The organism is Georgenia phoenicis (assembly GCF_047302425.1).
GTDB lineage: Bacteria > Actinomycetota > Actinomycetes > Actinomycetales > Actinomycetaceae > Oceanitalea.
This window is the reverse complement of record NZ_CP154855.1, coordinates 3,301,051-3,327,857: the sequence shown is the minus strand read 5'-3', so window position 1 is coordinate 3,327,857 and position 26,807 is coordinate 3,301,051. Positions and strand designations below refer to the sequence as shown.

At 72.8% G+C, this 26,807-nt stretch carries 16 protein-coding genes; 7 read left to right on the top strand and 9 right to left on the bottom strand.

Annotated elements, in window-relative coordinates; translation table 11 throughout:
• Positions 1 to 18: 18 nt before the first annotated feature.
• Positions 19 to 1,347, bottom strand: coding sequence for a UDP-glucose dehydrogenase family protein (locus AA0005_RS15710; RefSeq protein WP_413451069.1), 1,329 nt, complete (start codon positions 1,345 to 1,347; stop codon positions 19 to 21).
• Between the two features lie 99 nt (positions 1,348 to 1,446).
• Here AA0005_RS15710 and AA0005_RS15705 point away from each other — a divergent pair, with 99 nt between their 5' ends.
• The 3 genes from AA0005_RS15705 (at position 1,447) to AA0005_RS15695 (ending at position 5,559) form a co-directional block, all read left to right on the top strand.
• Positions 1,447 to 3,342 carry an N-acetylmuramoyl-L-alanine amidase gene (locus tag AA0005_RS15705; protein ID WP_413451068.1) on the top strand — a complete coding sequence of 632 codons (1,896 nt, stop codon included), beginning with the start codon at positions 1,447 to 1,449 and terminating at the stop codon, positions 3,340 to 3,342.
• Between the two features lie 52 nt (positions 3,343 to 3,394).
• Positions 3,395 to 4,255: a dTDP-4-dehydrorhamnose reductase gene (rfbD, locus tag AA0005_RS15700; RefSeq protein WP_413451067.1), complete on the top strand. Its 861-nt coding sequence runs from the start codon at positions 3,395 to 3,397 to the stop codon at positions 4,253 to 4,255.
• A gap of 107 nt (positions 4,256 to 4,362) precedes the next feature.
• Positions 4,363 to 5,559 (top strand): CAP domain-containing protein, encoded by a 1,197-nt coding sequence (locus AA0005_RS15695; protein WP_413451066.1) that lies wholly within the window; start codon positions 4,363 to 4,365, stop codon positions 5,557 to 5,559.
• 168 nt (positions 5,560 to 5,727) lie between these two features.
• Here the strand turns inward: AA0005_RS15695 and manA are convergent, their stop codons facing one another.
• From manA to AA0005_RS15655, 8 genes are all read right to left on the bottom strand, one after another.
• Positions 5,728 to 6,927, bottom strand: a complete 1,200-nt coding sequence (gene manA, locus AA0005_RS15690; protein ID WP_413451065.1) for a mannose-6-phosphate isomerase, class I — start codon at positions 6,925 to 6,927, stop codon at positions 5,728 to 5,730.
• Between the two features lie 190 nt (positions 6,928 to 7,117).
• Positions 7,118 to 8,494, bottom strand: coding sequence for an alkaline phosphatase family protein (locus AA0005_RS15685; protein ID WP_413451064.1), 1,377 nt, complete (start codon positions 8,492 to 8,494; stop codon positions 7,118 to 7,120).
• On the bottom strand, positions 8,491 to 9,657 hold the full coding sequence (gene eboE, locus AA0005_RS15680) for a metabolite traffic protein EboE (RefSeq protein ID WP_413451063.1): 1,167 nt from the start codon (positions 9,655 to 9,657) through the stop codon (positions 8,491 to 8,493). The genes AA0005_RS15685 and eboE overlap by 4 nt, the downstream gene beginning before the upstream one ends.
• 3 nt (positions 9,658 to 9,660) lie before the next feature.
• Positions 9,661 to 10,533, bottom strand: coding sequence for a TatD family hydrolase (locus tag AA0005_RS15675; RefSeq protein WP_413451062.1), 873 nt, complete (start codon positions 10,531 to 10,533; stop codon positions 9,661 to 9,663).
• Between the two features lie 24 nt (positions 10,534 to 10,557).
• The gene (locus tag AA0005_RS15670) at positions 10,558 to 11,238 is read right to left on the bottom strand and encodes an EboA domain-containing protein (RefSeq protein ID WP_413451061.1); all 681 of its coding nucleotides are present in this window, start codon (positions 11,236 to 11,238) and stop codon (positions 10,558 to 10,560) included.
• Positions 11,235 to 12,098 carry a sugar phosphate isomerase/epimerase family protein gene (locus AA0005_RS15665; RefSeq protein ID WP_413451060.1) on the bottom strand — a complete coding sequence of 288 codons (864 nt, stop codon included), beginning with the start codon at positions 12,096 to 12,098 and terminating at the stop codon, positions 11,235 to 11,237. The genes AA0005_RS15670 and AA0005_RS15665 overlap by 4 nt, the downstream gene beginning before the upstream one ends.
• The gene (locus AA0005_RS15660; protein ID WP_413451059.1) at positions 12,095 to 12,952 is read right to left on the bottom strand and encodes an SCO3242 family prenyltransferase; all 858 of its coding nucleotides are present in this window, start codon (positions 12,950 to 12,952) and stop codon (positions 12,095 to 12,097) included. The genes AA0005_RS15665 and AA0005_RS15660 overlap by 4 nt, the downstream gene beginning before the upstream one ends.
• Positions 12,949 to 14,118: an inositol-3-phosphate synthase gene (locus AA0005_RS15655; protein ID WP_413451058.1), complete on the bottom strand. Its 1,170-nt coding sequence runs from the start codon at positions 14,116 to 14,118 to the stop codon at positions 12,949 to 12,951. Before AA0005_RS15655 ends, AA0005_RS15660 begins: the two co-directional genes overlap by 4 nt.
• Before the next feature lie 187 nt (positions 14,119 to 14,305).
• Between AA0005_RS15655 and AA0005_RS15650 the strand changes: the two genes are divergently transcribed.
• The 4 genes from AA0005_RS15650 to AA0005_RS15635 all read left to right on the top strand — a co-directional run bounded on the left by AA0005_RS15650 (position 14,306) and on the right by AA0005_RS15635 (position 26,746).
• Positions 14,306 to 15,403, top strand: coding sequence for a polyprenyl synthetase family protein (locus tag AA0005_RS15650; RefSeq protein WP_413451057.1), 1,098 nt, complete (start codon positions 14,306 to 14,308; stop codon positions 15,401 to 15,403).
• 259 nt (positions 15,404 to 15,662) lie between these two features.
• The gene (locus AA0005_RS15645; RefSeq protein ID WP_413451056.1) at positions 15,663 to 20,138 is read left to right on the top strand and encodes a PQQ-dependent sugar dehydrogenase; all 4,476 of its coding nucleotides are present in this window, start codon (positions 15,663 to 15,665) and stop codon (positions 20,136 to 20,138) included.
• Positions 20,139 to 20,220: 82 nt separating this feature from the next.
• A complete protein-coding gene (locus tag AA0005_RS15640) occupies positions 20,221 to 20,871 on the top strand; it encodes a DUF1080 domain-containing protein (RefSeq protein ID WP_413451055.1) in 651 nt (216 codons plus the stop codon).
• Positions 20,872 to 21,133: 262 nt separating this feature from the next.
• Positions 21,134 to 26,746 (top strand): ThuA domain-containing protein, encoded by a 5,613-nt coding sequence (locus AA0005_RS15635; protein WP_413451054.1) that lies wholly within the window; start codon positions 21,134 to 21,136, stop codon positions 26,744 to 26,746.
• Positions 26,747 to 26,807: the final 61 nt, after the last annotated feature.

Below are 26,807 nucleotides of genomic sequence, written 5' to 3'. Positions count from 1 at the left end.
CCCACCGCGCAGGCGACTTTAGGGGCGTCCCATGCCGTGGTAGGTCCAGCCGGCCTCGCGCCAGCGTGCGGGGTCGAGCACGTTGCGGCCGTCGATGATGACGCGCTGCTCGGGCAGGCCGGCGACGGCGGTGGGCTCGAGCTCGCGGAAGTGGCGCCACTCGGTGAGGAGGAGGGTGACCTCGGCGCCGGTCATGGCGTCCTCGGCGCTCGGGGCGATGGTGAAGTCGTGGTGGTCCTGGGTGGCCAGGATCGGGCCGGCCTGCGGGTCGGTGACCGTGACCCGGGCGCCGGCCGCGGCCAGGCGGTGGGCGATGTCCAGGGCCGGGGAGTTGCGCATGTCATCGGTGTCGGGCTTGAAGGACGCACCGAGGACGGCGACCTTCTTGCCGGCCACGTCCCCGCCCAGGGCGGTGGTGGCGAGCTCGACGACACGGTCACGACGACGGTCGTTGATCGAGTCGACCTCGCGCAGGAAGCCCAGGGCCTCCTCGGCGCCGAGCTCGGAGGCGCGGGCCATGAAGGCGCGGATGTCCTTGGGCAGGCAACCGCCGCCGAAGCCGACGCCCGCCCGCAGGAACTTGTGGCCGATGCGGTCGTCGTGGCCGATGGCCTGCGCGAGCTGGGTGACGTCGGCGCCGGTGGCCTCGCACAGCTCGGCCATCGCGTTGATGAAGGAGATCTTGGTGGCCAGGAAGGAGTTGGCCGCCACCTTGACCAGCTCGGCGGTGGCGTAGTCGGTGAGCAGGCGCGGGATGTTCTGGGTGGTGATGAGGTTGTCGTAGACCTCGTCGAGCACCTCCTGGCCCACGCGCGCGGCCTCCGGCTCGGGCGGCAGGCCGTAGACCAGGCGGTCGGGGGAGATGGTGTCCTGGATCGCGAAGCCCTCGCGCAGGAACTCCGGGTTCCACACGAGGACCGCGCCCGCGGCGCCGACCTGCTCGGCGATGCCCGCGGCGGTGCCCACCGGCACGGTGGACTTGCCGACGACGAGCTGCGGGCCGTCGTCGTGCGCGGCCAGGTGGGGCAGCAGCCCCGCGACGGCGCCGTTGACCTGGGACATGTCGGCGGCGTAGGAGCCGGCCTGCTGGGGGGTGCCCACGCCGATGAAGTGGACCCGGGCCCCGGCGACGGCGGCGAAGTCGGTGGAGAAGCGCAGGCGGCCCGCGGCGACGTTGCGCCCGAGCAGCTCGTCGAAGCCCGGTTCGTGGAAGGGGGCCTTGCCCTGGGAGAGCAAGTCGACCTTGGCCTCGTCCACGTCGATGCCGACGACGTCGTGGCCCAGCTCCGCCATCGACGCCGCGTGCACCGCACCCAGGTACCCACAACCAATCACCGAGATCTGCATGGGGGACACCCTAGTCATGCGAAGGTGTGAGAAAGATGAGACCTCGGTCCGGAATTGTCGCAGGCTGGCGCTCTCGCCGTCCCGGGTTAGATTCGCTGCATGACACGGGGACGCACTGCGCTGTGCTGCACGATCGTCGGTCTCCTCGCTGCCGGGGCGCTCGCGCCCGCAGCGCAGGGCGTGGAGGAGCCGGGAGGACGCGACGTCGCCGTCCTCTCCCTGTCGGACTCGACGGGCGCCGCGAGCGAGCTCGCCATCCCCGTGGCCGACCCGACCGCCGGCACGGCGGTCGTCACCGAGGAGCTCGACGTCCCGGAGTTCGCGGTGGCCGGGATCACGTGGTCGGGCCAGGAGCAGCCGGAGGAGGAGATCTCCATCCGCGTCCTCACCGACGGCTCCTGGACCCCGTGGACGCCGCTCGAGGCGGACGACGCCGGAACGGGCGGCGGCGGGGGGACCGAGCCCTACGTGGCGGGCCGGGCCACGGGGGCGCAGGTGCGCGTCAGCGGCGGCGACGGCGTGCTCCCGCCGGACCTGCAGCTCCACCTCATCCCGGCCGAGCCGAGTGAGCAGCAGCAGGTGGCGACCACGCCCGACGACGTCGCCGCCCTCGGCGCGACGGCCGCGTCGGCCACGAGCGCGCGGGCCACGGCCACGACGACGGCCGCTGCACCGGCCGCCACCGCGGCCGCGGCGCCTGCCGGCGCCCCCGCCGTCATCCCACGCGCCCGCTGGGGGGCCGACGAGTCCCTCATGACGTGGCAGCCGGAGTACGACCCGCTGCAGGCCGCCGTCATCCACCACACCGCCGGGACGAACAGCTACACCCGCGCGGAGTCCGCCGGGATCGTCCGCGGCATCTACCACTACCACGCGGTCTCCCGCGGCTGGGGCGACATCGGCTACAACTTCCTCGTCGACAAGTACGGCCAGGTCTTCGAGGGGCGCACCGGCTCCCTGGCCGCGCCCTACGGGCTCATCCCCGAGGGCGGGCACGCCCGCAGCTTCAACCCCGGCACGCTCGGTATCTCCGTGCTCGGCGACTACTCGACCGTGCGCGCCCCGGACATCGCGCTCACGCGCATGGCCGAGGTCATCGCGTGGAAGTTCGCCGACGCCGGGATCAACGTCCGCTCCGCCAGCGGCTTCGTCTCCCCGGGGACGTGGGCGCGGCCCAAGGGGCAGCAGCTGCCGCGGATCTTCGCCCACCGCGACGTCCAGGACACGACCTGCCCGGGCGACAACATCTACGCCCGCATCCCCGCCCTCACCAACGACGTCGAGCGGAAGGTCGCCGCGCTCGGCGGGCGGACGAGCACCTTCCACCTGCGCAACCGCGCGAGCGGCGGGCCGGCCGACACCGTGTTCGCGCTCGGCCGCGCGATGGACAGCGTCCTCGTCGGCGACTGGGACGGCGACGGCCGCGACACGATCGCCCTGCGCCGCGGCAACCGCTACGAGTTCTACAACACTCTCGGCTCCGGGGCGCCGGACGCGGTGGTCGGCTACGGCAAGCCGACCGACGTCGTCCTCGTCGGCGACTGGAACGGCGACGGCGTGGACACCCTCGCCGTGCGTCGCGGCCGCGAGTACCACGTGAAGAACTCGATCAGCGGGGGACCGGCCGACGTCGTCATCGCCTACGGGCGCGAGCGCGACAACATCCTCGTCGGGGACTGGGACGGCAACGGGACAGACTCCTTCACCGTGCGCCGCGGCAAGGAGTACCACGTGAAGAACTCCATGGCCGGTGGCAAGGCGGACCGCGTCTTCGCCTACGGGCACACCTCGGACATCGTGCTCGTCGGCAACTGGAACGGCCGCGGCGGTGACACCCTCACCGTGCGCCGCGGCCGGACCTACTACGTGTCCAACACGCTGACCGGCGGCCAGGCCAACGTCGTGTTCGACTACGGCCGCCCGGGTGACTCGGTCATCACCGGCGACTGGGACGGCGACGGCGTCGACGGCCTCGGCATCCGCCGGCTCGGGTAGCCGCCGCCGGGGGCCGTCCTGCACCCCGCGGGCGGCCGACTACCCTGGGGGCGTGAAGATCTCGGAGACACGCTGGATCGTGACCGGAGCCGGCGGGATGCTCGGCACCGACCTGTGCGAACGACTGCGCCAGGAGGGCGCGGACGTGCGTGCCCTGGACCGCGGCGAGCTCGACGTCACCGACCCTCACGCGGTGGCGCAGCAGGTGCGGGACGTCGACGTCGTCGTCAACTGCGCGGCGTGGACCGCCGTCGACGACGCCGAGGAGCAGGAGGGCGCGGCCTTCACCCTCAACGCCGTCGCCCCGCAGCTCCTCGCCCGCGCCGCCCGCCTCGCGGGCGCGCGGATGGTGCAGATCTCCACCGACTACGTCTTCGCCGGCGACGCGTCCCAGCCCTACCCCGAGTCCGCCGCCGCGGCGCCGCGCTCGGCCTACGGCCGCACGAAGATGGCCGGGGAGTGGGCCGTGCGGGCGGAGACGCCCGACCACCTCATCGTGCGCACCGCCTGGCTGTACGGCGCGCACGGCCCCTGCTTCCCCAAGACGATGGCGCGCCTGGCGTCCGAGCGCGACTCGCTCAGCGTCGTCGCCGACGAGGTGGGGCAGCCCACGTGGACGGCGGACCTTGCCGACCTCGTCCTGCGGATGGTCGCGGCCGACGCACCGTCCGGGACCTACCACGGCACCTCGAGCGGCTCGGTCTCCTGGCACGGCTTCACCGAGGAGATCGTCCGCACGCTGGGCAAGGACCCCGCGATGGTCGCGCAGACGACGGCGGAGGCCTTCTCGCGCCCGGCTCCGCGCCCCTCGTACTCCGTGCTCGGCCACGACGCCCTGCGCGCGGCGGGCGTCGAGCCCATCGGCCACTGGGCCGAGCGGTGGACGGTCGCCGCCCCCGTGGTGCTCGCCTGAGCAGCGGCCCCGGCGGCGGGGGCCGCCCGGGTGCCGGGCGCCGTCGGGCGACCTAGGGTGGGCAGGGTCACTGACCGCTGCCGCCGCGGGCGGCGAATGGGGGAAGCATGAGAACGCACCGCACAGTCGTGGCCGCTGCGCTGACGGCCGCACTGCTCGCCGTCGGCGCGCCCGCCACCGCCAAGGGTGGGGAGGTCGGCGGCGAGGGCAGCATGTACTACCTGTCCGACGGCTGGGCCGGGCGCACCGACCGCGCCTTCGCCTACGGCCGCGCCGGTGACCGCGTGTACGTCGGCGACTGGGACGGCAACGGCAGCGACACGCTGGCCGTCCGGCGCGGGAGCACCTACTACTTCACCAACACCCTCACGGGCGGGGCGGCCCAGCGCGTCGTCGCCTACGGGCGCCTGGGCGACACCGTGCTCATGGGCGACTGGGACGGTGACGGCGTCGACACCCCGGTCGTGCGGCGCGGCAGCGTGTACCACTTCAAGAACAGCCTCTCGGGCGGCGCCGCCGACCGCGTCGTCGGCTACGGGCGCCCCGGTGACCAGGTCATCGTCGGTGACTGGGACGGCGACGGCGTCGACACCCTCGGCGTGCGACGCGGCCAGGTCTACCACCTGAAGAACTCCCTGCGGGGCGGCGCCGCGGACGTCGTCGTCGGCTACGGGCGCCCCGGTGACCAGGTCATCGTCGGCGACTGGAACGGTGACGGCACCGACTCCCTCGGGGTGCGGCGCGGCAACACCTACTACGTGAAGAACACGATCAGCGCCGGTGCCGCCGACCGCGTCACGGCCTTCGGCCGCGCCGGGGACGCCGTCCTCGTCGGTGACTGGAACGGTGACCGGAGCACGACCCTCGGCGTGCGCCGGGACGCGCCCGCGCAGCAGCCGCCGGCGCAGGGCGGGCTCACGGCCTACGACGAGCGGATGTTCCGGCTCGTCAACGCCGAGCGCGCCGCGGCGGGCGTCGCCCCGATGCAGCTCTCGACCGGTCTGCGGGCCGGCGCGCTGCGCCACTCCGAGTGGATGGCCCGCACGGGGGAGCTCGAGCACGCCTCGGCCGACACGATCCGCGCCGACGCCCGGGCCGCCGGCTGCGTGGCCGCCGCCGAGAACATCTTCTACGGGTCGCCCGGGTACGCGAACGACCCGGACGCCGCCGTCGAGGCCTACATGAACTCGGCCGGCCACCGTGCCAACATCCTCAACCCGGCGCACCGCTACTTCGCGGCGGGGACGACGCAGGCCGCCAACGGCGACGTCTACAACACCCAGCGCTTCGCCAGCAGCTGCTGACCCGCCCCCGCCCGCCGACAGCACAGTTACCGCCGACAGCACACTTACCGCCGACAGCACACTTACCGCCGACAGCACACTTACCGCCGACAGCAGAGTTGTCGCCGACAGCACACTTATCGCCGACAGTGCACTTACCGCCGACGCGGAGGTGTGCTGTCGGCGGTGCTACGGGACGTCCGCCTGGACCAGGGTGCCCGTGCCGTGGACGGTGAGCGGTCCGTCGTCGGCGCGGACGAAGGCGGCCTCACTGCGGCGCAGGACGAGGCTGCCCGAGGCTCCCGCGACCTCCATCGTGCCGTCGAGGCAGACGAGCATGCGCGGGCCGCGGCCCGGCAGTGGTCGGGGGCCGTCGGTGCAGTCGCCGTCGGCGAGGGTGGTGACCGACAGCTCGAAGTCGTCCACCGGCGCGTAGAACACGCGCGTGGCGCCGTGGAAGACCTCCGGCGCCACCCGGATCGGCGGCGCGGCGACGTAGTCGACGCAGTCGAGCACCTCGGCGACGTCGACGTGCTTGCTCGTCAGCCCCGCGCGCAGGACGTTGTCCGACGAGGCCATGACCTCGACGCCGATCCCCGAGAGGTAGGCGTGCACCCCGCCCGCGGGGACGAACAGCGAGTCCCCGGGCCGCAGCGTCACGGGGTTGAGGAGCAGGGAGGCGACGACGCCCGGGTCGTGCGGGTGCTCCTCCGCGAGCCGGACGACGATCCCGTCCGCGCGGGGGGAGGGTGACCCGTCCGCCACCCGCTGCCGGCACGCGGCGACGACGGCGCTCACCTCCGCTGCCGAGGGGCGGGTCGCCGGGTCGAGGAGCGCGGTGAAGGCGGTGCGCATGCCCCCGGGTGTGGGGTCGCTGAGCAGCGTGGCATGGAGCTCACGGGCGAGCGGGGCGTCGAGCTCGGCGAGGAGCTCGGCGGCCCGCCGCGGGGCGCGGAAGCCGGAGACCGCCTCGAAGGTGGTGAGCGCGAAGACGAGCTCGGGCTTGTGGTTGGGGTCGCGGTAGTTGCGCCACGGGGCGTCGAGCGGGACGCCCGCGCGGTTCTCGGCGGCGAAACGCTCCCGGGCCCGCGCGAGGTCGGGGTGCACCTGGAGGGAGAGCGGCCGGCGCGGGGCGATGAGCTTGAGCAGGTAGGGCAGCCGGGTGCCGAAGCGGGCGAGGACGTCGCGGCCGAGGGTGCCGGCGGGGTCGTCCTCGATGAGCGCGCGCACGTCGGTAGCGCCGTCGTCGGTGGGGGCCGGCCCGCTGGGGTGTGCGCCGAACCAGAGCTCGGCGAGCGGTGCGCCGTCCGGCTCGCTGCCCATGAGCTCGTGGATCGCCGACGGCGAGCCCCATGCGTAGTCGCGCGGGACCCCGAGAACTCGGCGCATCTCCACCTCTCACCGCGGCAGGCGGGCGCCTGCCGGCCCGCTTACCGTATCGGTCCGCGCGGCGGCGACGGTCGTCCGCCGGCGCACCCGGTCGGTAACTGTGCTGTCGGCGGTAAGTGTGCTGTCGGCGGTAAGTGTGCTGTCGGCGGCAGGGGATGCGCTGTGGAACAAGCCTGCTGTCGGCGGTAAGTCAGGCGGGGGTGGGGACGCCGGCGAGGTCGAGGAGGAGGTCGCGGACCTCGGTCGCCCGCACGTGGTCCCGCGCCGTGGAGGGGTCGGAGCACAGGAGCACCGGGCCCTCGTCCGGGGTCTCGGGCAGGCGGCCGTGGCTGCCGCGCAGCGGCGCCGGGTCGAGCGGGACGACGTCCATCATGTAGCGCATCCCGAGCTTCTTGCGCAGCAGCGCCTTGCCGGCCCGCAGCTTGACCCACCGGTCCTTCGGGTCCATGAACAGCTCGACGGGGTCGTAGCCGGGCTTCTTGTGGATCTCCACGAGCCGGGCGAAGTCGGGGGCGTCCCTGTCGTCGAGCCAGTAGTAGTACGTGAACCACGCGCCCGGCTCGGCGACGAGGACGAGCTCGCCCGAGCGCGGGTGGTCCAGCCCAGCGGCCCTCTTGCCCTCCTCGTCGAGCACCTGCTCGACGCCGGGCAGCCCGGCGAGCAGGTCACGGACCGTGGGCACGTCGGCGGGGTCGCGGACGTAGACGTGGGCGACCTGGTGGTCGGCGACGGCGAAAGCCCTGGAGGTCCACGGGTCGAGGATCTCGCCGGTCGAGTTGCGGTGGACGTGGAGCAGGCCCGCCCGGCGCAGCAGCCGGTTGACGTCCACGGGCCGGTTGACGTCGGTGATCCCGTACTCGCTGAGGACGACGACGGTCGCGCCCATCCGCTCGGCGTCGTCCAGCAGCGGGGCGAGCGCCTCGTCGACCTCCTTGGCGGCGCGCACGGCCTCCGGGCCGGAGGGGCCGAAGCGCTGGAGGTCGTAGTCGAGGTGGGGGATGTAGGCGAGGGTGAGGTCGTGGTCGGGCAAGACCTTGCGGGTCGCGCCGACGATCCACCTCGAGGACTCGATGTTCGCGCCGGGGCCCCAGAAGGTGAACAGCGGGAAGGGGCCGAGCTCGGCGACGAGCTCGTCGTGCAGCGACGGCGGCCAGGTCCAGCAGTCCGGCTCCTTGCGCCCGTCGGCGTGGTACTCCGGGCGCGGGGTGACGGTCGTGTCGACGTCGGCGCCCATCGCGTACCACCAGCACACGTTGGCCACGCGGTAGTCGGGGCGGTGGCGGCGGATCGTCTCCCACACCCGCTCGCCCTCGACGAGGCCGCTGTGCTGGCGCCACAGGAGGATGTCGCCGAGGTCGCGGAAGAACCACCCGTTGGCGACGATGCCGTGCTCGCTGGGCGGCAGGCCGGTGAGGTAGGTGGACTGCGCCGTGCAGGTGACGGCCGGGAGCACGGTGTCGAGGCGGGCGCGGTAGCCCTGCTGGGCCACCCGCCTGAGGCGGGGCATGTGCTCGAGGAGCCGCGGGGTGAGCGCGACGACGTTGAGCACGAGCAGCTTGTCGGTCATGCGTCCTCCAGTCCGAGCGCGTGGAGCTCCGCGCGCGCGTGGTCCAGCTCGGCGGCGATCCCGGCGACGAGCCCGTCGTCGTCGGTGGGCCGCTGGTCGGCGGGCAGCACCGACCACGTGTAGGTCTCCACCTCGAGGTGGTCGGTCAGCGGGCGCTCCCCGCCCACGAGGGCCCGCGCGGAGGCGCTGAGCTCGGTGGTCGTCGCGGCGAGCGGGGCACGCGGGGCCGAGTGCAGCGGCAGGTGGAAGTGCACCCGCCACGGCGCCTGCGCCGGCAGCGGGGAGCCGCCGAGCGCGTCCGGCAGGTCGTCGCGGCCGGCCACACCCGCGGCCACCGGCTCACGGACCTGGTGGAGGAAGCGGTCCTCGACGAAGTCGTCGAGCAGGCCGGCCGCCACGGCCGCCGCCGGGTCGGCGACGTGCAGCGCCGCGGACAGCTGTGCCTTGACGACCGGCAGACCGGCGGCGGCCAGCCGGCCCATCGCCTCGTCGGCGTCCTCGAAGGCGGTGGCGAGGTGGGCGGTGTCGACGCACACCCCGAGGAGCTCGGTGTCGATGCCGGCCAGCTCCCGCACCGCGTCCGCCGTCGTCTCGACGACGCAGCCGGGCTCGGGCTCGAAGCCGACGCGCACGGTGCGGCCGGTGTCGTCCCGCAACCGCGCGAGGCCGCCGGCGAGCGCGTCGAGGTTCGCGCGGGCGGCCTGGGCTGCCTCCTCCGACCACGGCGTCGCCCACGCCAGCGGCAGGGTGCTGATGCTGCCGCGGGCGGCGTCGGCGGGCAGCAGGCCGGCCAGCACCCGGGCCGCGGCCAGCGTGTAGTCGAGCCGCGCCCGCTCGGTCCAGTCCGGGCGGTAGACCTTGTGCTTGACGACGGGGTCGTGGAAGCCGCCGTAGGGGAAGGCGTTGAGGGTGACGACCTCCAGCCCCTGCTCGTCCACGACGCGGCGCAGGTCGTCGAGCTCGCCGGGCTCGGCCGCGAGACGGCCCGCCGCCGCGGCCGGCAGCCACAGCCCCAGGCCGAGCCGGTCGACGCCGAGGCGCTCGCGGACCGGTCCGGCGAAGCGCCGCAGCTGCGCGTGGATACCCGCGAGGTCCTCTGCGGGGTGGACGTTGCTGCAGTAGGCGAGGTGGACGACGCCGCCCCCCGGGTGTCGTAGTCGCACGGCTCAGACCTCGGCCGCCGGGCGCTCGCCGCGGAGGATGGAGTTGCCCTCGAAGGTCGCGGCCGTCGTGTCGGAGGTGTCGTAGCCGAGCATGAGCCGCCCGGACTGCCCGAAGAACTCCACGGGGTTGCGCCACAGCACGCGGTCGACGTCGTCGTCGGTGAAGCCGGCGGCGAGCATCGCCTGCCCGGTCTTGTACGTCTTGAGCGGGTCGCTGCGGCCCCAGTCCGCGGCGGAGTTGACCAGCACCCGCTCCAGCCCGCGCTCCTGGAGGATGCGCACCATGCGGTGCTCGTCCATCTTCGTGTCCGGGTAGATGGAGAACGCGAGCCAGGCGCCGGCGTCGTCGACCATCTCGACCGTCGTCTCGTTGAGGTGGTCGACGACGACCCTGCCCGGCTCGATCCCCACCTCGCGGACGAGGTCGAGGGTGCGCCGGGTGCCGGCGGCCTTGTCCCGGTGGGGCGTGTGGACCATGGCGGGCAGGCCGTGCTCCCCGGCGAGCTCGAGCTGGCGGGTGAAGGCCCGCACCTCCGCCTCGGTCATCGAGTCGAAGCCGACCTCGCCGACGGCGACGACGCCGTCCTTGGCGAGGTAACGAGGCAGGAGGTCGAGCACACCGACGCAGCGCGGGTCGTTGGCCTCCTTGGGGTTGAGCGCGATGGTCGCGTGGTGGGCGATGCCGAACTGCGAGGCCCGGAAGCGCTCCCAGCCCACGAGGCTGTCGAAGTAGTCGACGAAGGACTCCACGCTCGTGCGCGGCTGTCCGAGCCAGAAGGCCGGCTCGACCAGCGCCCGCACGCCGGCCGCGTGCATGGCCTCGTAGTCGTCCGTCGTGCGGGACGTCATGTGGATGTGCGGGTCGAAGATGCGCATGGCGGGACTCCTCGTGGTGGGCGGTCAGGCGGACGGGCGCAGCGCGGCCGCGACGTCGGGGAACTGGTCGAGGGCGGCGGGCACCTCGTCGAGCACGAGACGGGCGTCGTCGGGGACCGGGCGCCCGGCGGCGAGCCGCTCGTGGGCGTAGGCGGCGACCATCCGGGCGAGCTCGCCGTCGGTGCGCTCGCGCAGGCGGGCAACGGCGGTGAGCGGGACGCCGACGAAGAGGCACTTGAGCACGCCCTGGCGCCAGGTGGCGGCGTCGAGGTGCGTACCCGCCCACGTGCCCATCGCGGCGGCGACGAGGCGGATGTCGTTGGTGCGCAGCGCGTCCTCGACGATCGGCTGGGCCTCGGGGCCCAGGAGGTCGAGGGCCCGGAGCACGGCGCGCTTCTCGTCGCCGTCGCCGTAGCGGTACAGGTCGCCGACCTCGCGCAGCAGCCGGGCGTCGTCGTCGAGCGCCTCGGCGAGGGCGCTGAGGAGGACCCCGCGCACGGCGTCGTCGAGGGTGGGGCCGTGGATGCCGCTCGGGTCGGCCGGGTCGAGCGGGCCGCGCGCCACCTCGCGGGCGGCGGCGGGGAACAGGCGCCCGACGTCGGCGGGCTTGGCGGTGATCTCGTCCGTCATCTGCGACAGCCGGCTGGCGGCGGCGGGGGAGAGCGCCGCGGCGATGGCGTCGCGCCGCTGGTCGGTGCGGCTCATGTCGTCTCCTTGAGGGGCGTGCGGGCGGCGTCGAGGGCGCTGCGCAGGACGGCGAGGGACCGGGCCGCGACGGCCGGGGCGTCGTGGGCGTGCCGGGTGAGCTCGACGGAGACGAGCCCGTCGTAGCCGATGTCGAGCAGCGCGCGCAGGGCGGCGGGGACGTCCACCTCCCCCTCGCCGAACTCGAGGTGCTCGTGGACGCCGCGGCGCATGTCCTCGATCTGGACGTGGGCGACGATCTCGGCGTTCTCGCGGATGCACTCGGCGGGGCTCGCCTCCTCGTTGACGACGGCGTGGCCGACGTCGACGGTCGCGACCAGCGCCGCAGGGCTCCCGAGCCGCTTGCGCAGCTCCCGCACGCCGGCGAGGCGGCTGACGAACATCCCCGGCTCCGGCTCGAAGGCGAGGCGCACCCCGGCGGACTCGGCGTGCTCGAGCACCGGCGCGAGGTTCGCGACGAGCCGCTCCCAGGCGACGTCGTCGGGCGTCCCCGGGGGCAGGGCCCCGGACCACAGGTGGACGACGTCGCCGCCCAGGTCCGCGGCGACGTCCACGGCGGTGCGCACGAGCCGGGCACGGTCCTCGGCGCCCTCGGCGGAGACGAAGGTGGGCTCGTGCTTGCGCCACGGGTCGAGCACGTAGCGCGCCCCGGTCTCCACGGCCACCGCGAGCCCGTACCGCTCGAGCAGGCCCGCGGTCTGCGAGACGCGCGCGGCGAGGTCGGGCGCGAAGGGGGCGAGGTGCTGGTGGTCGAGGGTGAGCGCGACCCCCTCGTAGCCGAGCTCGGCCATGATCGCCAGGGCCTCGGGCAGGCGGTGGTCGGTGAAGCCGTTGGTCCCGTAGGACAGACGCAGGCTCATGTCGGTGAGATTCCCTTCGCTGCGGCGCGGAGTGCGGGTCCGGCGGCCAGGAGGCCGACGGCGGTCGCGACGGCGCCCCCGCCGGCCACGAGCGCCGCCTGCAGCGGCACCATGCCCCGGATGCCGGTGCCGGTGGCGCGGCGGACCGTCGCGGCGTCGGGGCTGGCCGCGGCGGCGGCCTGTGCCCGGCCCACGGTGAGCGCGTAGCTGCCCGCGAGGGCGGCGGACGCGACCCGGGCCAGCACCCGGCCACGGCGCAGGCCGGAGCCGGCGACGACGGCCGCGACCGCCGTCGTCGTGGCGAGGGCGGCGCTCGCGACGGGCTTGCTGGACCCGTGCACCTCCCCGCGGCTGAGCACGGTGACGGCGCAGGTGTGGGCGCCGAGGGCGAGAGCGGCCGGGGCGGCGCGGCGCGGGTCGGCCGACCCGCCGAGCACGACGTCGAGGCCGCGCGCGGCGGCCATGACGACGGGACCGAGCGGGGTCGGCTTGGCGAGCAGGTCGTAGGCCCACACGGTCGCGGCCAGCGGGACGGCGACGGCGAGGGCGCGGCGTCCGCCGACGGCCGCCAGCCCGACGCCGGCGGCGGTGAGGCCGCCGGCCACGCTCAGGGCCGTCGTCGGGCTCACCCGCCCCGAGGGGATGGGCCGCTCGGGCCGCTCGACGGCGTCGAGGTCGCGGTCGGCGTAGTCGTTGAGCGCCATGCCGGCCCAGTACAGGCAGGTGGAGGAGGCGGCGAGGCCGGCCGTGCGCCACCCCAGCGTGCCCGTGACGGCGGCACCGGCCAGGGCGTCACCGGGCACCGACAGTGCGGCGGGGAGCCGGACGAGCTCGGCGATGTCCCGGGCGCTCACGCCGGAGCCCCCAGGCTCTCGCACCACTGGGTGAGCGTGCGCCACTGCCCGGCGAGGCTGTGGTCGATGCCGCCGAGCGGGTCCTTGAAGAAGAAGGCGAGGGCGCCGACGACGCCGTTCTCCCCGCGCTCGTGGGCGCGGGCGGTGAGCCGGACGAGGTCGATGACGAGCGGGGCGGCGAGCGCGGAGTCGCAGCCCTGCCAGGTGAACTGCATCGTCATTCGGGTGCCGAGGAAGCCCTCGAAGGAGATGTGGTCCCACGCGGTCTTCCAGTCCCCGAGGTCCTCGACGTAGTCGATGTGCATCGGACCCGCGACGTGGTAGCCGAGGATGGCGTCCAGGCCGGCGGCCTTCGTCGTCGTCTTGCTCACCGCGGCCTGCGGGTCGGCCAGGGTGGCGCCGTCGCCGCCGCCGAGCATGTTGTACGACGCCCAGGAGCGGACCTGGAGCGCGCGGGTGGCGAACATCGGGGCGAGCGCGGACTTCACGAGCGTCTCGCCGGTCTTGCCGTCGCGGCCCGCCCACGGCAGGCCCTGCTCCTTGGCGAGCTCGGTGAGCGCACCGAGAGTGGCGCCCGGGCTGGGGGTGAAGGACACGAGCGGGCAGCCGGCCCGGAAGGCCGCGTAGGCGTACAGGGAGCTCGTGGGCAGCGGCGCGTGGCCGGCGTCGAGCGCCTCCTCCAGGGCGGCCAGGCTGTCGAGCTCGGGGCGCTGGGGGACCGGCGGCTCGGTGCTGGACACGTCGACAACGACGACCCGGTCCAGCCCGTGGTCCTCGCGGAAGGTGCGGATGTCCTGCTCGACGGCCTGCGCCGTCTCCCGCTGGGTTCCCAGGCGAGGGGCGAGGCGGATGCGGGAGTCGGCGGCGGCGAGCTCGTCGGCCAGCACCGTGACGAGCGAGGGCGGGAGCACACCGGCGTCGGCGAGGGCCTGGGCGCGGTGGGCCAGCGGTGTCTCGACGACGTCGTGACCGCCGGTGACCAGGCCGTCGACGGGCGGCAGCCCGGCGGCGCCGAGCTCCGGCAGCTCGCTCACCAGCCCCGTCCGCGGGGCCAGCCCACGCGCCATGGCGAGGGCACCGACGGTGGCGGTGGTCGCGACCGACCCGCGCGCGCCGACGAACCACACCCCCACCCGCTGCTCGTGGACGGCGTTAGGCTGGGTCATCACATCACCTCGTTGTCTGCCCTCGACAACCGCCTGTGGTCGTCGAGCCCCCGCCGTGTTACGTAAGACGCTGTTGTCCACGCGATACACGGCTTGACAAAAGACGCTAACACATCGTGCTCTTGTCCCCAGCCTACTCGCCGTCGTGGGGCCGCGGCGGGGGCTTGATGCGCCAGTGGGAGGACCAGTGGACACGACGAGCACCCCCGTGCGCGCCGCCGACGCCGAGGTGAGTGCGGTGCTCACCGCCCTGCTCGCCGACCTGCGCCCGGCCGCGGAGCGGCACGGGCAGCTCTACGGGCGCCTGTGGGAGGAGCTCGGGCGCGCCTCGGCAGGGGGCAAGCGGTTCCGCGGCCGGCTCGTCGTCGAGCTCCACGACACCCTCGGAGGCACGCGGCGCCCGGCCGCCGCCCAGGTGGGTGCCGCCGTCGAGCTGCTCCACGTGGGCTTCCTCGTCCACGACGACCTCATCGACCACGACACGATGCGCCGGGGCGAGCCCAACCTCGCGGCCCGGATGGCCGCCCTCGCGCGGGCGGCCGGCGCGGACGAGCGCGGGGCGCAGGAGCTGGCCGAGGGGGCGGCGGTCCTCGCCGGGGACCTGGCGATGTCCCTCGCCCACCGGCTCGTGGCCACCGTCGACGTCCCGGGCGCGGTGCACGCGCGGCTCCAGCAGCTGCTGTGGGAGACCGTCTTCGTCAGCGTCGCCGGCGAGCTCGCGGACGTCGCGGCCGGGCTCGGCCTCGAGGAGGTCTCGCTCACCGACGCCCTGCGCATCGCCGCCGAGAAGACCGCTCTCTACTCCTTCCAGGCGCCGATGCGCGCCGGTGCCATCCTCGCCGAGGCACCCGCCGAGCTGCGCGCCGAGATCGAGGCGGTGGGCCTGGCGCTGGGCAAGGCCTTCCAGCTCGTCGACGACCTCCTCGGGGTCTTCGCGCCGGAGTCGGTCACCGGCAAGAGCGCCCTGTCCGACCTCCGGGAGGGCAAGGCCACCACCCTCGTCCTGCACGCCCGCACCCTGCCGGTGTGGTCACGGATCGGGGCGGACGTCGGGCGGGCGGACCTCGACGAGGGGACGGCGGCCGTCATGCGGCGCGAGCTCGCCCGCTCGGCGGCGCCCGACCGCGTCGCCCGCCAGGCGCGCGAGGAGCTCCGCGCCGTCGCCCGGCTGCTGGACGGCTCCTCGCTCCTCGCGCCCGCCGCCGGTGTTGTCGGTAGCGCCCGGGACGCCGTCGCCCGTGGTCTCGACGACGCCCTCGGGCACGTCCGGGCCGCCGCGGACTGACGCACCCGCACGCGGAACTGACCTAACTTGCATGTCCACATGCTGACTTTTGGTTTGACGGTTGCTAAACGGGCCTCCTATCGTGGCCGAGTCGTGATCTGAAGCACGTCAGTGGGGAGGGGGCCCCGCGCACCACGAAGTGCGCAGCGGCCCACCGTCCTCCCCAGCCGGGCCCACGGGCAGCTTGGCGGACCTCCCGCCAGACAACGGCCCGGTTCGGACCTCACCGGTCCCCGCGTGCGCGACTCAAGGAGGAATCGTGGTCAGACGATCAACGGGGCGCCGCTGGGCGACCCGAGGTGCGAGCACGCTGCTGGCCAGCGCGCTCGTGCTGCCGCTCGCCATGAGCGGGGCTCAGGCACATCCGGACGCGCCGCACGACGCGGCCCCGGCGCAGGTCGCGGACGACCCGGCGCTGGAGTGGGACAACTACGAGAAGGTCCTCGTCACCAAGAACACCGGTGAGCCCATCGACCTCGCCGTCCTGCCCGACTCACGCGTGCTCCACACGGCACGCAACGGGGTGGTGCGGCTGACGGACCCGGCGACGGGGGCGACGACGCAGGTCGCGCAGCTCGACGTCTACGCCAACTCCGAGGACGGCCTCCAGGGCGTCTCGCTGGACCCGGACTTCGAGGAGAACGGCTGGGTCTACCTGGTCTACGCGCCCCGGGTCATGTCCGGGACCGCCGCCGACGGCACGCCCTACCCCGAGACCACCCCCGCCGGGAACGCCCCCAACAGCCTCCCGGAGGGTGCCGACCCCGAGACCTACTGGGACCAGTGGCTCGGCTACAACGTCCTCTCGCGCTTCCAGTGGGACGCGGAGACGAGCACGCTCGACCTCGACTCCGAGCAGGAGATCATCAAGGTCGACGCCCAGCGCGGCCAGTGCTGCCACGTCGGCGCCGACATGGCCTGGGACGCGGAGGGCAACCTCTTCCTCTCCACCGGTGACAACACCCCTGCCGGCACGCCCGGCGCCAACGGCTACACGCCCATCAACAATGCTCCGGGCATGAACCCGGGCTTCGACGACCGCCGCGGGGCGGGCAACTCCAACGACCTGCGCGGCGCGATCCTGCGGATCAACCCCATCGAGGAGATCGAGGAGGGTGCCGAGCCCGGTCCGGGCAGCACCTACACGATCCCCGAGGGCAACCTCTTCAACAACGGCGAGTACGACGCCGACCTCGTCCGCGAGGAGATCTACGTCATGGGTCTGCGGAACCCGTTCCGCATCGACTACGACATCGAGACCGGCGCGCTGGTCTGGGGCGACTACGGCCCCGACGCCGCCGAGCCCCAGGTCGACCGCGGCCCCATGGGCTACGTCGAGTGGCAGCTGACCACCGAGCCGATCAACGGCGGCTGGCCTTACTGCCACGGCCCCAACGAGGGCGGCGCGTACAACGAGTGGGACTTCGAGAACAACGCCCCGGGCGACATCTTCTTCGACTGCGAGAACGGCCCGGTCAACAACTCGACCTTCAACACCGGCCTCGACGTCCTGCCCCCGGTGACCGAGCCGCAGGTGTACTACGGCGACAACCCGGGCGACCAGCCCTGGGACGAGTTCGTCGAGTTCCGTACCGCCGGTGGCCAGGCGCCCATGGGTGGCCCGATCTACCGCTACGACGAGGAGCTCGACTCCCCGACGAAGTTCCCCGAGTACTGGGACGGCAAGCCGCTCATGGCGGAGTTCTCCCAGGACTACGTCGCCGCGATCACCATGGACGAGCTGAGCTCGGACGGCGTCGTCACGAACGTGGAGAACTTCCTGCCGAACCTCCACCTCGAGACGGTCAGCCAGCCGATCTGGGACAACGTCATGGACATGGAGTTCGGTCCGGACGGCTCGCTGTACGTGCTCGAGTACGGGGACGGCTTCTTCCGCCAGAACCCCGACGCCGGCCTGTACCGCGTCAACTACGTCGGTGACGGCAACAAGACGCCGCAGCCGTCCTTCACGGCCTCGCCGATCTCCAGCAGCACGGCGCCCCTCGAGGTCACCTTCGACGCCTCGGCGTCGCGCGACCCGGAGGGCGAGGAGCTGACCTTCGAGTGGGACTTCAACGGTGACGGCGAGTTCGACGCCGAGGGCGTCGAGGTCACCCACACCTTCGCGGACCTCGGCCAGTTCGACGTCACGCTGCGCGCCACCGACCCGCAGGGTGCGAGCGGTATCTCGACGACGGCGGTCACGGTCGGCAACACCGCCCCCGAGATCACCCTGAGCATCGCCGACGGCGAGTTCTTCAACTGGGGCGACGAGGTGACGATCAACGTGTCGGTCACCGACGCCGAGGACGGCGACGAGGCCAACTGCGACAACCTCAGCTGGACCTTCGGCCTGGGTCACAACCAGCACGCCCACCCCGAGGTCTCCGGCAGCCGCTCGTGCGAGATCGTCATCCAGACCAGCCCGGACGCCGTCGAGCACGGTGAGGGCGAGAAGATCTACGGCACCTTCGTCGCCACCTACCGCGACGCCGAGCAGGAGCAGGCGCCGTCGATCACCAGCGAGGCCACGCTCATCCTCAAGCCCGAGGTGCAGCAGGCCGAGTGGTACGACGCCGCCGAGGGCGTGACCGTCGCCGACGACGCCGAGGCGGGCGCCGGTGCCTACGTCACCGACTTCGAGGAGGGCGACTCGCTCACCTTCCAGCCGGTCGCCTTCCGCCACGCCGCCACCGGCGAGGTCATCGACACCGTCACCGCCCGCGGCGCGGGCGAGGGCACCGTCTTCCTCAGCCGGGGCGACGACGAGACCCCCTTCGCGGAGATCGAGTTCGCGGGCGGGGAGGGCTGGCAGGAGATCGAGACGCGACTGTCCACCGTCCCCGAGGGCACCGGCTCCGTCGTCGTCACCAGCACCGGCGGCGTCGACCTCGACGCGCTCACCTTCACCGCCTCCGGTGAGGAGCCGCCCGTCGAGCGGGTCCTCGTCCCGGCGGAGGACGTGTCGGTCGGCATGTTCTCCCTCATCCCGTGGGTCGAGGAGGCCGGCCTGCCGTCGGTCCTCGCCCGGCTGACGGAGATCGGCCTGCAGAACGTCGAGCCCTTCGGCGGGAACCTGGCCGGCTGGACCGCGGAGGAGTTCCGCGCGATGACCGACCTCATCGGGCTGGACGTGCCCTCCTCGCACTACGACGTCGACGAGGGCACCTTCGCCGAGACCCTCGACTACGTCGAGATCCTCGGCCAGGAGTACGTCGGCTCGGGCGGGTTCGCCGACCCGGGGATCAGCTCCTACGGCCGCGTGCTGCAGACGGCGGAGCGGATGAACCGTCTCGGGCAGGCCTCGGTCGAGGCGGGCATCGGCAAGTTCTTCGGCCACAACCACGCGACGGAGTTCACCACCGTGTACACGCACGGCGGTGAGCAGATGTCGGCGTGGGAGATCCTCGTGGAGGAGACCGACCCGGAGTACGTGACCTTCCAGCTGGACGTGGCCTGGGCCGCGCACGCCGGGGTCGACGTCCCCGCTCTGATCGAGGAGCACGGGGACCGGATCGAGCTGCTCCACATCAAGGACGCCGTCGGACTCGGCGAGGAGGACGGGCCCAGCTTCACCAACCTCGGTGAGGGCGACGTCGACCTCCAGGGCATCCTCGCCGCGGCGCAGGCCCAGGAGACCGTCGAGCTCTACGTCCTCGAGTACGACGTCGCGCCCGAGGGCGAGGACTTCGTGCGCACCGGGTTCGAGTACCTCACCGGCCAGACAGCCGGCGAGGAGGGCTCGCGTCCCGTCCAGGTCACGACCCGGCCGGTGACCTTCACCGACCAGCCCGGCGCGGACCGGGACGCCTTCACGGTGCCCCGCGTCGTCGGGGTCGAGTACCGCGCCAACGGGCAGCTCGTCGAGCCCGGCACCCACCCGGGCGCCGGCGTCGTCACGGTGACCGCGCGCGCGGCGCAGGGCTTCGCCCTCACGCGGGGTGCCGCCACCGAGTGGAGCCACACCTTCTCCACCGCGTCCGCTCCCGGCACCGGGGAGTTCCACCTCTCCAACACCTGGACCGGCTCGACGGACGTGCGCTTCGCGTACGGCCGGACGACCGACGAGGTCTTCATCGGGGACTGGGACGGCGACGGCCGCGACACCGTGGCGCTGCGCCGCGGGAGCACCTTCCACGTCTCCAACGCCCTGCGCGGCGGGGACGCGGACCGGGTCTTCGCCTACGGCCGCCCCGGGGACGTCGTCCTCGTCGGCGACTGGGACGGCAACGGCACCGACACCTTCGCCGTCCGGCGCGGCAAGGAGTACCACGTGAAGAACTCGCTCGCCGGCGGGCGGGCCGACGCCGTCGTCGCCTACGGCCGCGCCGAGGACCAGGTCCTCGTCGGCGACTGGGACGGCAACGGCAGGGACACCTTCACGGTGCGCCGCGGCTCGACCTACTACGTGAAGAATGCGATGGCGGGCGGCAGTGCCGACGTCGTCTTCGCGTACGGCCGCGCCGCGGACGTCACGCTCGCGGGCGACTGGGACGGCGACGGCAAGGACACCTTCGCCGTCCAGCGTGGTCGCACGTACTACGTCAACAACGCGCTGCGAGGTGGCGAGGCCGACCGCGTCGTCACCTTCGGCCGCCTCGGTGACGAGGTCGTCGTCGGCGACTGGGACGGCAACGGCACCGACACGCTCGGCATCCGTCGCGCGGCAACCGTGTCGGCAGCGGCCGCGGCCGCGCCGGTGAAGGAGGTGCGTGGGCTGAGCAAGTCGAGCTGACCCTCGGACGCGGGCCCCCAGCCGGTTGCCGGCTGGGGGCCCGCGTGCGCGCGTACGGTGGGAGGGTCGGAAGGAGCCACCAGTGCCGAGGTCCGCCGCGCTCGCCGCCGTCGCCGTGCTGCTCGTGGGCTGCGCCGGGTCGCCGTCCACCGGTCCGGCCGAGGGCGGGACGTGCCCGCCGGCCGCTCCGGAGGAGGGTTACCGCGCGCTCTTCGACGGCACGCAGGAGAGCCTCGACGCCTGGCGGATGGCCGGCCCCGGACGCTTCGAGCTGCAGGAGGACTGCTCGATGGTCACGGTGGGCGGCATGGGCCTGCTCTGGTTCCCCGAGAGCTTCCGGGACTACCGGCTGTGGGTCGAGTGGCGGATGTCGGGGGACGACAACTCCGGCGTCTTCGTCGGCTTCCCCGACCCCGGGGACGACCCGTGGACCGCCGTCACCGAGGGCTACGAGATCCAGATCGACCCGAGCGACCAGCCGGACCGCACGACCGGCGCGGTCTACGGGGTGCAGGGAGCGGACCTGGCCCGGCGCGACGAGGCGCTCGCGCCGCCCGGGGAGTGGAACACCTACGAGATCGTTGCCGACGGGTCGCGCCTCGCCGTCCACCTCAACGGCGTGCTCGTCAACGAGCTCGTCACCGACCGGCCGCTCGCCGGCCACATCGGGCTGCAGAACCACGGGCCGGCGGACAAGATGGCCTTCCGCGACGTGCGCATCGGGCCGGCCTGAGGGTTCCTCCCATCGTCCTCCTCCGAAAGGAGGATACGCCTTAGACTGCGTCGATGTTCGCGGCTTTTGATTGACGGACACCCAAAAGTACCCCTACGCTCGGGCGTGGAAGTGAGGTAGCACACACCCGTGTGCCGAGTGGACGTCGCTGATCTGCGCAGGTGCAGGGGCGGCTCCAGCCGGACGCCGACGACGGCGCCCGGCCACATCGGCCGCGCCGTGAGGCCGGCCCGCACGTGAACTCGACTTTCAAGGAGAAACCGTGGTCACACGACCGAAGGGGTCGCGGGGGTGGGCCCGGGGAGCGGGCGCACTGCTCGCCTCCGCCCTCGTGCTCCCGCTCACCGTGAGCGGTGCCAGCGCGGGAACGGAACCACCCCCACCGGAGGACGCGGAGTTCAGCGCCCTCGTCTTCACCAAGACCGCCGGCTTCCGGCACGGCTCGATCGAGGAGGGCGTCGCCGCCATCCAGCAGCTGGGCGAGGAGAACAACTTCTCGGTGGACCACACCGAGGACGCAGCAGACTTCACCGAGGAGAACCTCGCCGACTACGACGTCGTCGTGTGGCTCTCCACGACGGGTGACGTGCTCAACGACGAGCAGCAGGCAGCCTTCGAGCAGTACATCCAGAACGGTGGCGGCTACGCCGGCATCCACGCCGCGAGCGACACCGAGTACGACTGGCCCTGGTACGGCGAGCTCGTCGGCGCCTACTTCGCCAGCCACCCGCCCGGGACGCCCAACGCGGACGTCGCCGTCGTCGACCAGGTGCACCCGTCCACGGAGCACCTGCCGCTGACGTGGAACCGCACGGACGAGTGGTACAACTACCAGGAGAGCCCGCGGGGCGAGGTCCACGTCCTCGCCACGCTGGACGAGACCACCTACGAGCCCGGCAACAACGCCATGGGCTCGGACCACCCGATCGCCTGGTGCCATGACTACGACGGCGGCCGGTCCTGGTACACCGGCGGCGGGCACACCGAGGAGTCCTTCACCGAGCCGGCCTTCGTCGAGCACATCCTCGGGGGCATCCGCACCGCGGCGGGCGTCGAGGACGCCAACTGCGCCGCGACCGTCGCCGACTCCTACCAGAAGGTCACCCTCGTGCAGGGCGAGCAGAACGTCGGCGAGCCGATGGCGCTCGCGGTCCTGCCCAACGGGGACGTCCTCCACACTGCCCGCGACGGCCGGATCTTCTACACCGGCGGCGACGGCGGCACCACCCTGGCCGCCACCGTGCCCGTGTACTCGCACGACGAGGACGGCATGCAGGGCATCGCGATCGACCCGAACTTCGAGGAGAACCGGTGGGTCTACGCCTACTACGCCCCGCCGCTCGACACACCACCGGGTGACGCGCCCGAGTGGGGCACGGAGGAGGACTTCGCGCCCTTCGACGGGTACAACCGGCTCTCCCGCTTCCAGCTGAGCGAGGACGGGCTGATCGACCTCGAGTCCGAGGAGGAGATCCTCCGCGTCGAGGCCTCCCGCGGCACCTGCTGCCACGCGGGCGGCGAGATCGACTTCGACGCCGAGGGCAACCTGTGGCTGTCCACCGGTGACGACACCAACCCCTTCGCCTCCGACGGCTACACCCCGATCGACGAGCGCGAGGGCCGCAACCCGGCCTGGGACGCGCAGCGCTCCTCGGCCAACACCAACGACCTGCGCGGCAAGCTGCTGCGGGTCGACGTCCTCGACGAGATCCCCGACGGCGCCGAGCCCGGCCCGGGCAGCACCTACGAGATCCCCGAGGGGAACCTCTTCGCGCCCGGCACCGACCTGACCCGCCCGGAGATCTACGCGATGGGCTTCCGCAACCCCTTCCGCTTCGCGATCGACCGCGAGACCGGCTGGGTGCACCTCGGTGACTACGGCCCCGACGCCGGCGGACCGAACCCCGGCCGCGGGCCCGGTGGTCAGGTGGAGTTCAACCTCATCAAGGAGCCCGGCAACTACGGCTGGCCGTACTGCCACGGCGACAACGACGCGTACATCGACTACCAGTTCCCGCCGCGGGACGCGGAGCCGGGGACGCCCGGTGTCTCGGGTGAGGCCTTCAACTGCGCGAACCCGGTCAACGAGAGCCCGAACAACACCGGGCTGACCGAGCTCCCGCCGGCCGTCCCGGCGTGGCTGCCCTACGACGGCGGCTCGGTGCCGGACCTCGGCAACGGCAGTGAGGCGCCCATGGGCGGCCCCACCTACCGCTACGACCCGGAGCTCGACTCCGACCGGAAGTGGCCGGAGTACTGGGACGGCAAGACGCTCAACTTCGAGTGGGGCCGTGACTGGATCCGCGAGTTCGTCATCGACGAGGAGGGTGGGCTCGTCGACGTCGTCCCGTCGCTCGACTGGCTCAACCCGTCCACGCCGATGGCCATGGAGTTCGGGCCCGACGGCGCCCTCTACGTCCTCGACTACGGCAGCGGCGGCTTCTTCTCCGGTGCCTGGGACTCGGCGCTCTACCGGGTGGACTACGTGGCGGACAGCCCCAACCCGGTTGCCCGCGTCACGACGTCGACGAACAACGGCCAGCCCCCGCTGACCGTCGAGTTCGACGGCAGCGCGTCCAGCGACCCGCAGGGGATGGAGCTGTCGTACGCGTGGGACTTCGACAACGACGGCGAGATCGACTCGACCGAGCCGACGGCGAGCTTCACCTACGAGGAGGCGGGCGTCTACACCGCCCGGCTCAGGGTGAGCGCCGGCGAGGGCGAGGAGCTGCGGACGGGGACGATCACGACGAACGTCATCGTCGGCAACACCGCGCCCGAGGTCACGCTCGAGCTGCCCGTCGACGGCGGCATCTTCAGCTTCGGTGACGAGGTGCCCTTCCGGGTCACCGTCACCGACGTGGAGGACGGGGAGATCGACTGCTCCCGCGTCCGGGTGGAGTACATCCTCGGCCACGACGAGCACGGCCACCCGCTGAGCTCGGCGACCGGCTGCGAGGGGACCATCACGACCCCGCGCGACGAGGGCCACGGGCTGGACGCCAACATCTTCGGTGTCATCAACGCCTCGTACACCGACGAGGGTGCCCCGGACCTGCCGGCGCTCTCGGCCGACGACGAGGCCGTGCTGCGCGTGCGCAACCAGCAGGCGGAGTTCTTCACCGAGGCCGAGGGCGGTGAGGTCGTCGCCCTCGAGGGCGCCAACGGCGGCAGCGCCGTGCAGCTCGGTGACGGCGGCTGGATCTCCTTCGCGCCGATGGACCTGACGAACATCGACGAGGTCTCCGTGCGGCACACCGGTGCCGGCACCGTGGAGGTCCGCAAGGGCGCCGTCGACGGCCAGCTCATGGCGACCGTCGAGCTCGGCGCGACCGAGGACTGGGCGGACTCCGCCCGGGCCGCGGTCACCCCGGTCGGTGGCCCTGAGGCGGTGTACTTCGTCGCCACCGGTGACGTCGTCATCGACGAGCTCCAGTTCCACGGTCAGGGCATGTCCGGCGAGGCACCCGACCCCGACCCGGTCTGCGAGGACCCGACGGCCGAGATCCCGGCGAGCGACGAGTTCGACGGCGACGAGGTCGACCCGTGCCGCTGGGACGTCATCGACCGCAACGAGGACCTCATGGAGATCAGCGACGGCGCCGTCCGCCTGACGACGACGAACAACGACATCTACACGACGCCCAACACCACGGTTCCCAACATCCTGCGCAACACGCGGGTCGAGGGCGAGGAGTGGACCGTCGAGACGAAGGTGACCGGCGCGCTGGAGAGCACGTACCAGCAGGGTGGTCTCATCGTCTACGGAGATGCCGACAACTACGTCAAGCTCGACGCCGTCTCGACCGGCGGCGACGGCTTCCGCGTGGAGCTGCGCAGCGAGGTCGGGGCCGTCATCCAGGACCCGCAGGACGACATCAACGACCTGACGCAGAACGAGGACCAGACGTTCTACCTGCGGCTCAGCCGGGACGGCGACACCTTCACCGGGGCCTACTCCCCGGACGGTGAGACGTGGACCGAGCTGCCCAGCGCCGTCACTAACGGTGCGGTCGCGGACGCCGGACCGGGCATCTTCGTCCTCGGGGCCCAGCAGGTCGCCCCGACGACGCTCGCCTTCGACTACTTCCGGCAGGTGGGCGAGGACGAGCCGACCGACCCGGTCCACATCCCCGTGGACCGCGTCTCGGTCCAGATGTTCTCCCTCATCCCGTGGGTGCAGGAGGCCGGGCTGCAGCCCGTCCTCGCGCGGCTCGCGGAGATCGGCCTGGAGAACATCGAGCCCTTCGGCGGGAACTTCGAGGGCCTCACGGCCGAGCAGTTCCGCGCGATGGTCGACGAGGTCGGCCTGAGCGTCCCGTCGTCTCACTACAGCACCAACGAGGCGACCTTCCCCGAGACGCTGGAGTTCGTCGAGACCCTGGGCCAGGAGTACGTCGGCTCGGGCGGTTTCGCCGACCCGGGGATCAGCTCCTACGGCCGGGTGCTGCAGACGGCGGAGCGGATGAACCGTCTCGGGCAGGCCTCGGTGGACGCCGGGATCGGGAAGTTCTTCGGCCACAACCACGACGGCGAGTTCCTCACCACCTACAACCACGGTGGTGAGGAGATGTCGGCGTGGGAGATCCTCGTGGAGGAGACCGACCCGGACTTCGTGACCTTCCAGCTGGACGTGGCCTGGGCCGCGGACGCCGGGGTCGACGTCCCCGCTCTGATCGAGGAGTACGGGGACAGGATCGAGCTGCTCCACATCAAGGACGCGACGAACCTCGGTGGGGAGGACGGGCCCAGCTTCACCAACCTCGGTGAGGGCGACGTCCCGCTCCAGGAGATCCTCGCCGCGGCCGAGGAGCACGCCGAGATCGCCTACTACGTCATGGAGTACGACGTCGCGCCCGAGGGCGACGACTTCGTCACCACCGGCTTCGAGTACCTCACCGGCCTGGAGGCCGGGGAGCCCGGCTCGCGCCCGGTGGAGGTGGCGCCCGCGCCGGTGAGCTTCACCGACCGGCCCGGTACCGCCAACGACTCCTACACGGTCCCGTGGGACGTGGGCGTGGAGTACCTCGTGGGTGGTGAGGTCGTCGCACCGGGCACCTACCCGGGGACGGGCACGGTCACCGTGACCGCGCGCGCCCTGCAGGGCTTCACGCTGGAGGAGGGGGCGACCACCGAGTGGACCCGCACCTTCTCCACGTCCCAGCCGGGTCCCGTGCCCGGCACCGGTGAGGGCTTCTACCTCAGCAACAACTGGAGGGGCACCACCGCCCACCACTTCCAGTACGGGCGGAGCACCGACGAGGTGCTCATCGGTGACTGGGACGGTGACGGGACGGACTCGATCACCGTGCGGCGCGGCAGTGAGTTCTTCGTGTCGAACTCGCCCCGCGGCGGCGTGGCCGACCGGGTCTTCGCCTACGGGCGGCCCGGTGACACCGTGCTCGTCGGTGACTGGAACGGTGACGGCACCGACACCCTGGCGGTCCGCCGCGGCAACCAGTACTTCATCAAGAACTCCCTGAGCGGAGGGGCGGCGGACGTCGTCGTCGGCTACGGCCGGCCGGCGGACACCGTGCTGGTGGGTGACTGGGACGGCAACGGCACCGACACCCTGGCGGTCCGTCGCGGCAGCCAGTACTTCGTGAAGAACTCCCTCACCGGTGGGCAGGCCGACAGGGTCTTCCACTACGGGCGTCCGGGTGACGTCACGCTGACCGGTGACTGGGACGGCAACGGTACCGACACGCTCGCGGTCCGCCGCGGCGCGACGTACTTCGCGAAGAACTCGCTGACCGGTGGTCAGGCCGACCTCACCGTCACCTACGGTCGGGCCTCCGACGAGGCCTACGTGGGCGACTGGGACGGCAACGGCACCGACACGCTGGGCCTGCGGCGCTTGCCCGCGGGGCGGTGATCGCCCGCTGACCTGGGAACGCCAGGGGCCCGCAGCCGATGGCTGCGGGCCCCTGGTCGTT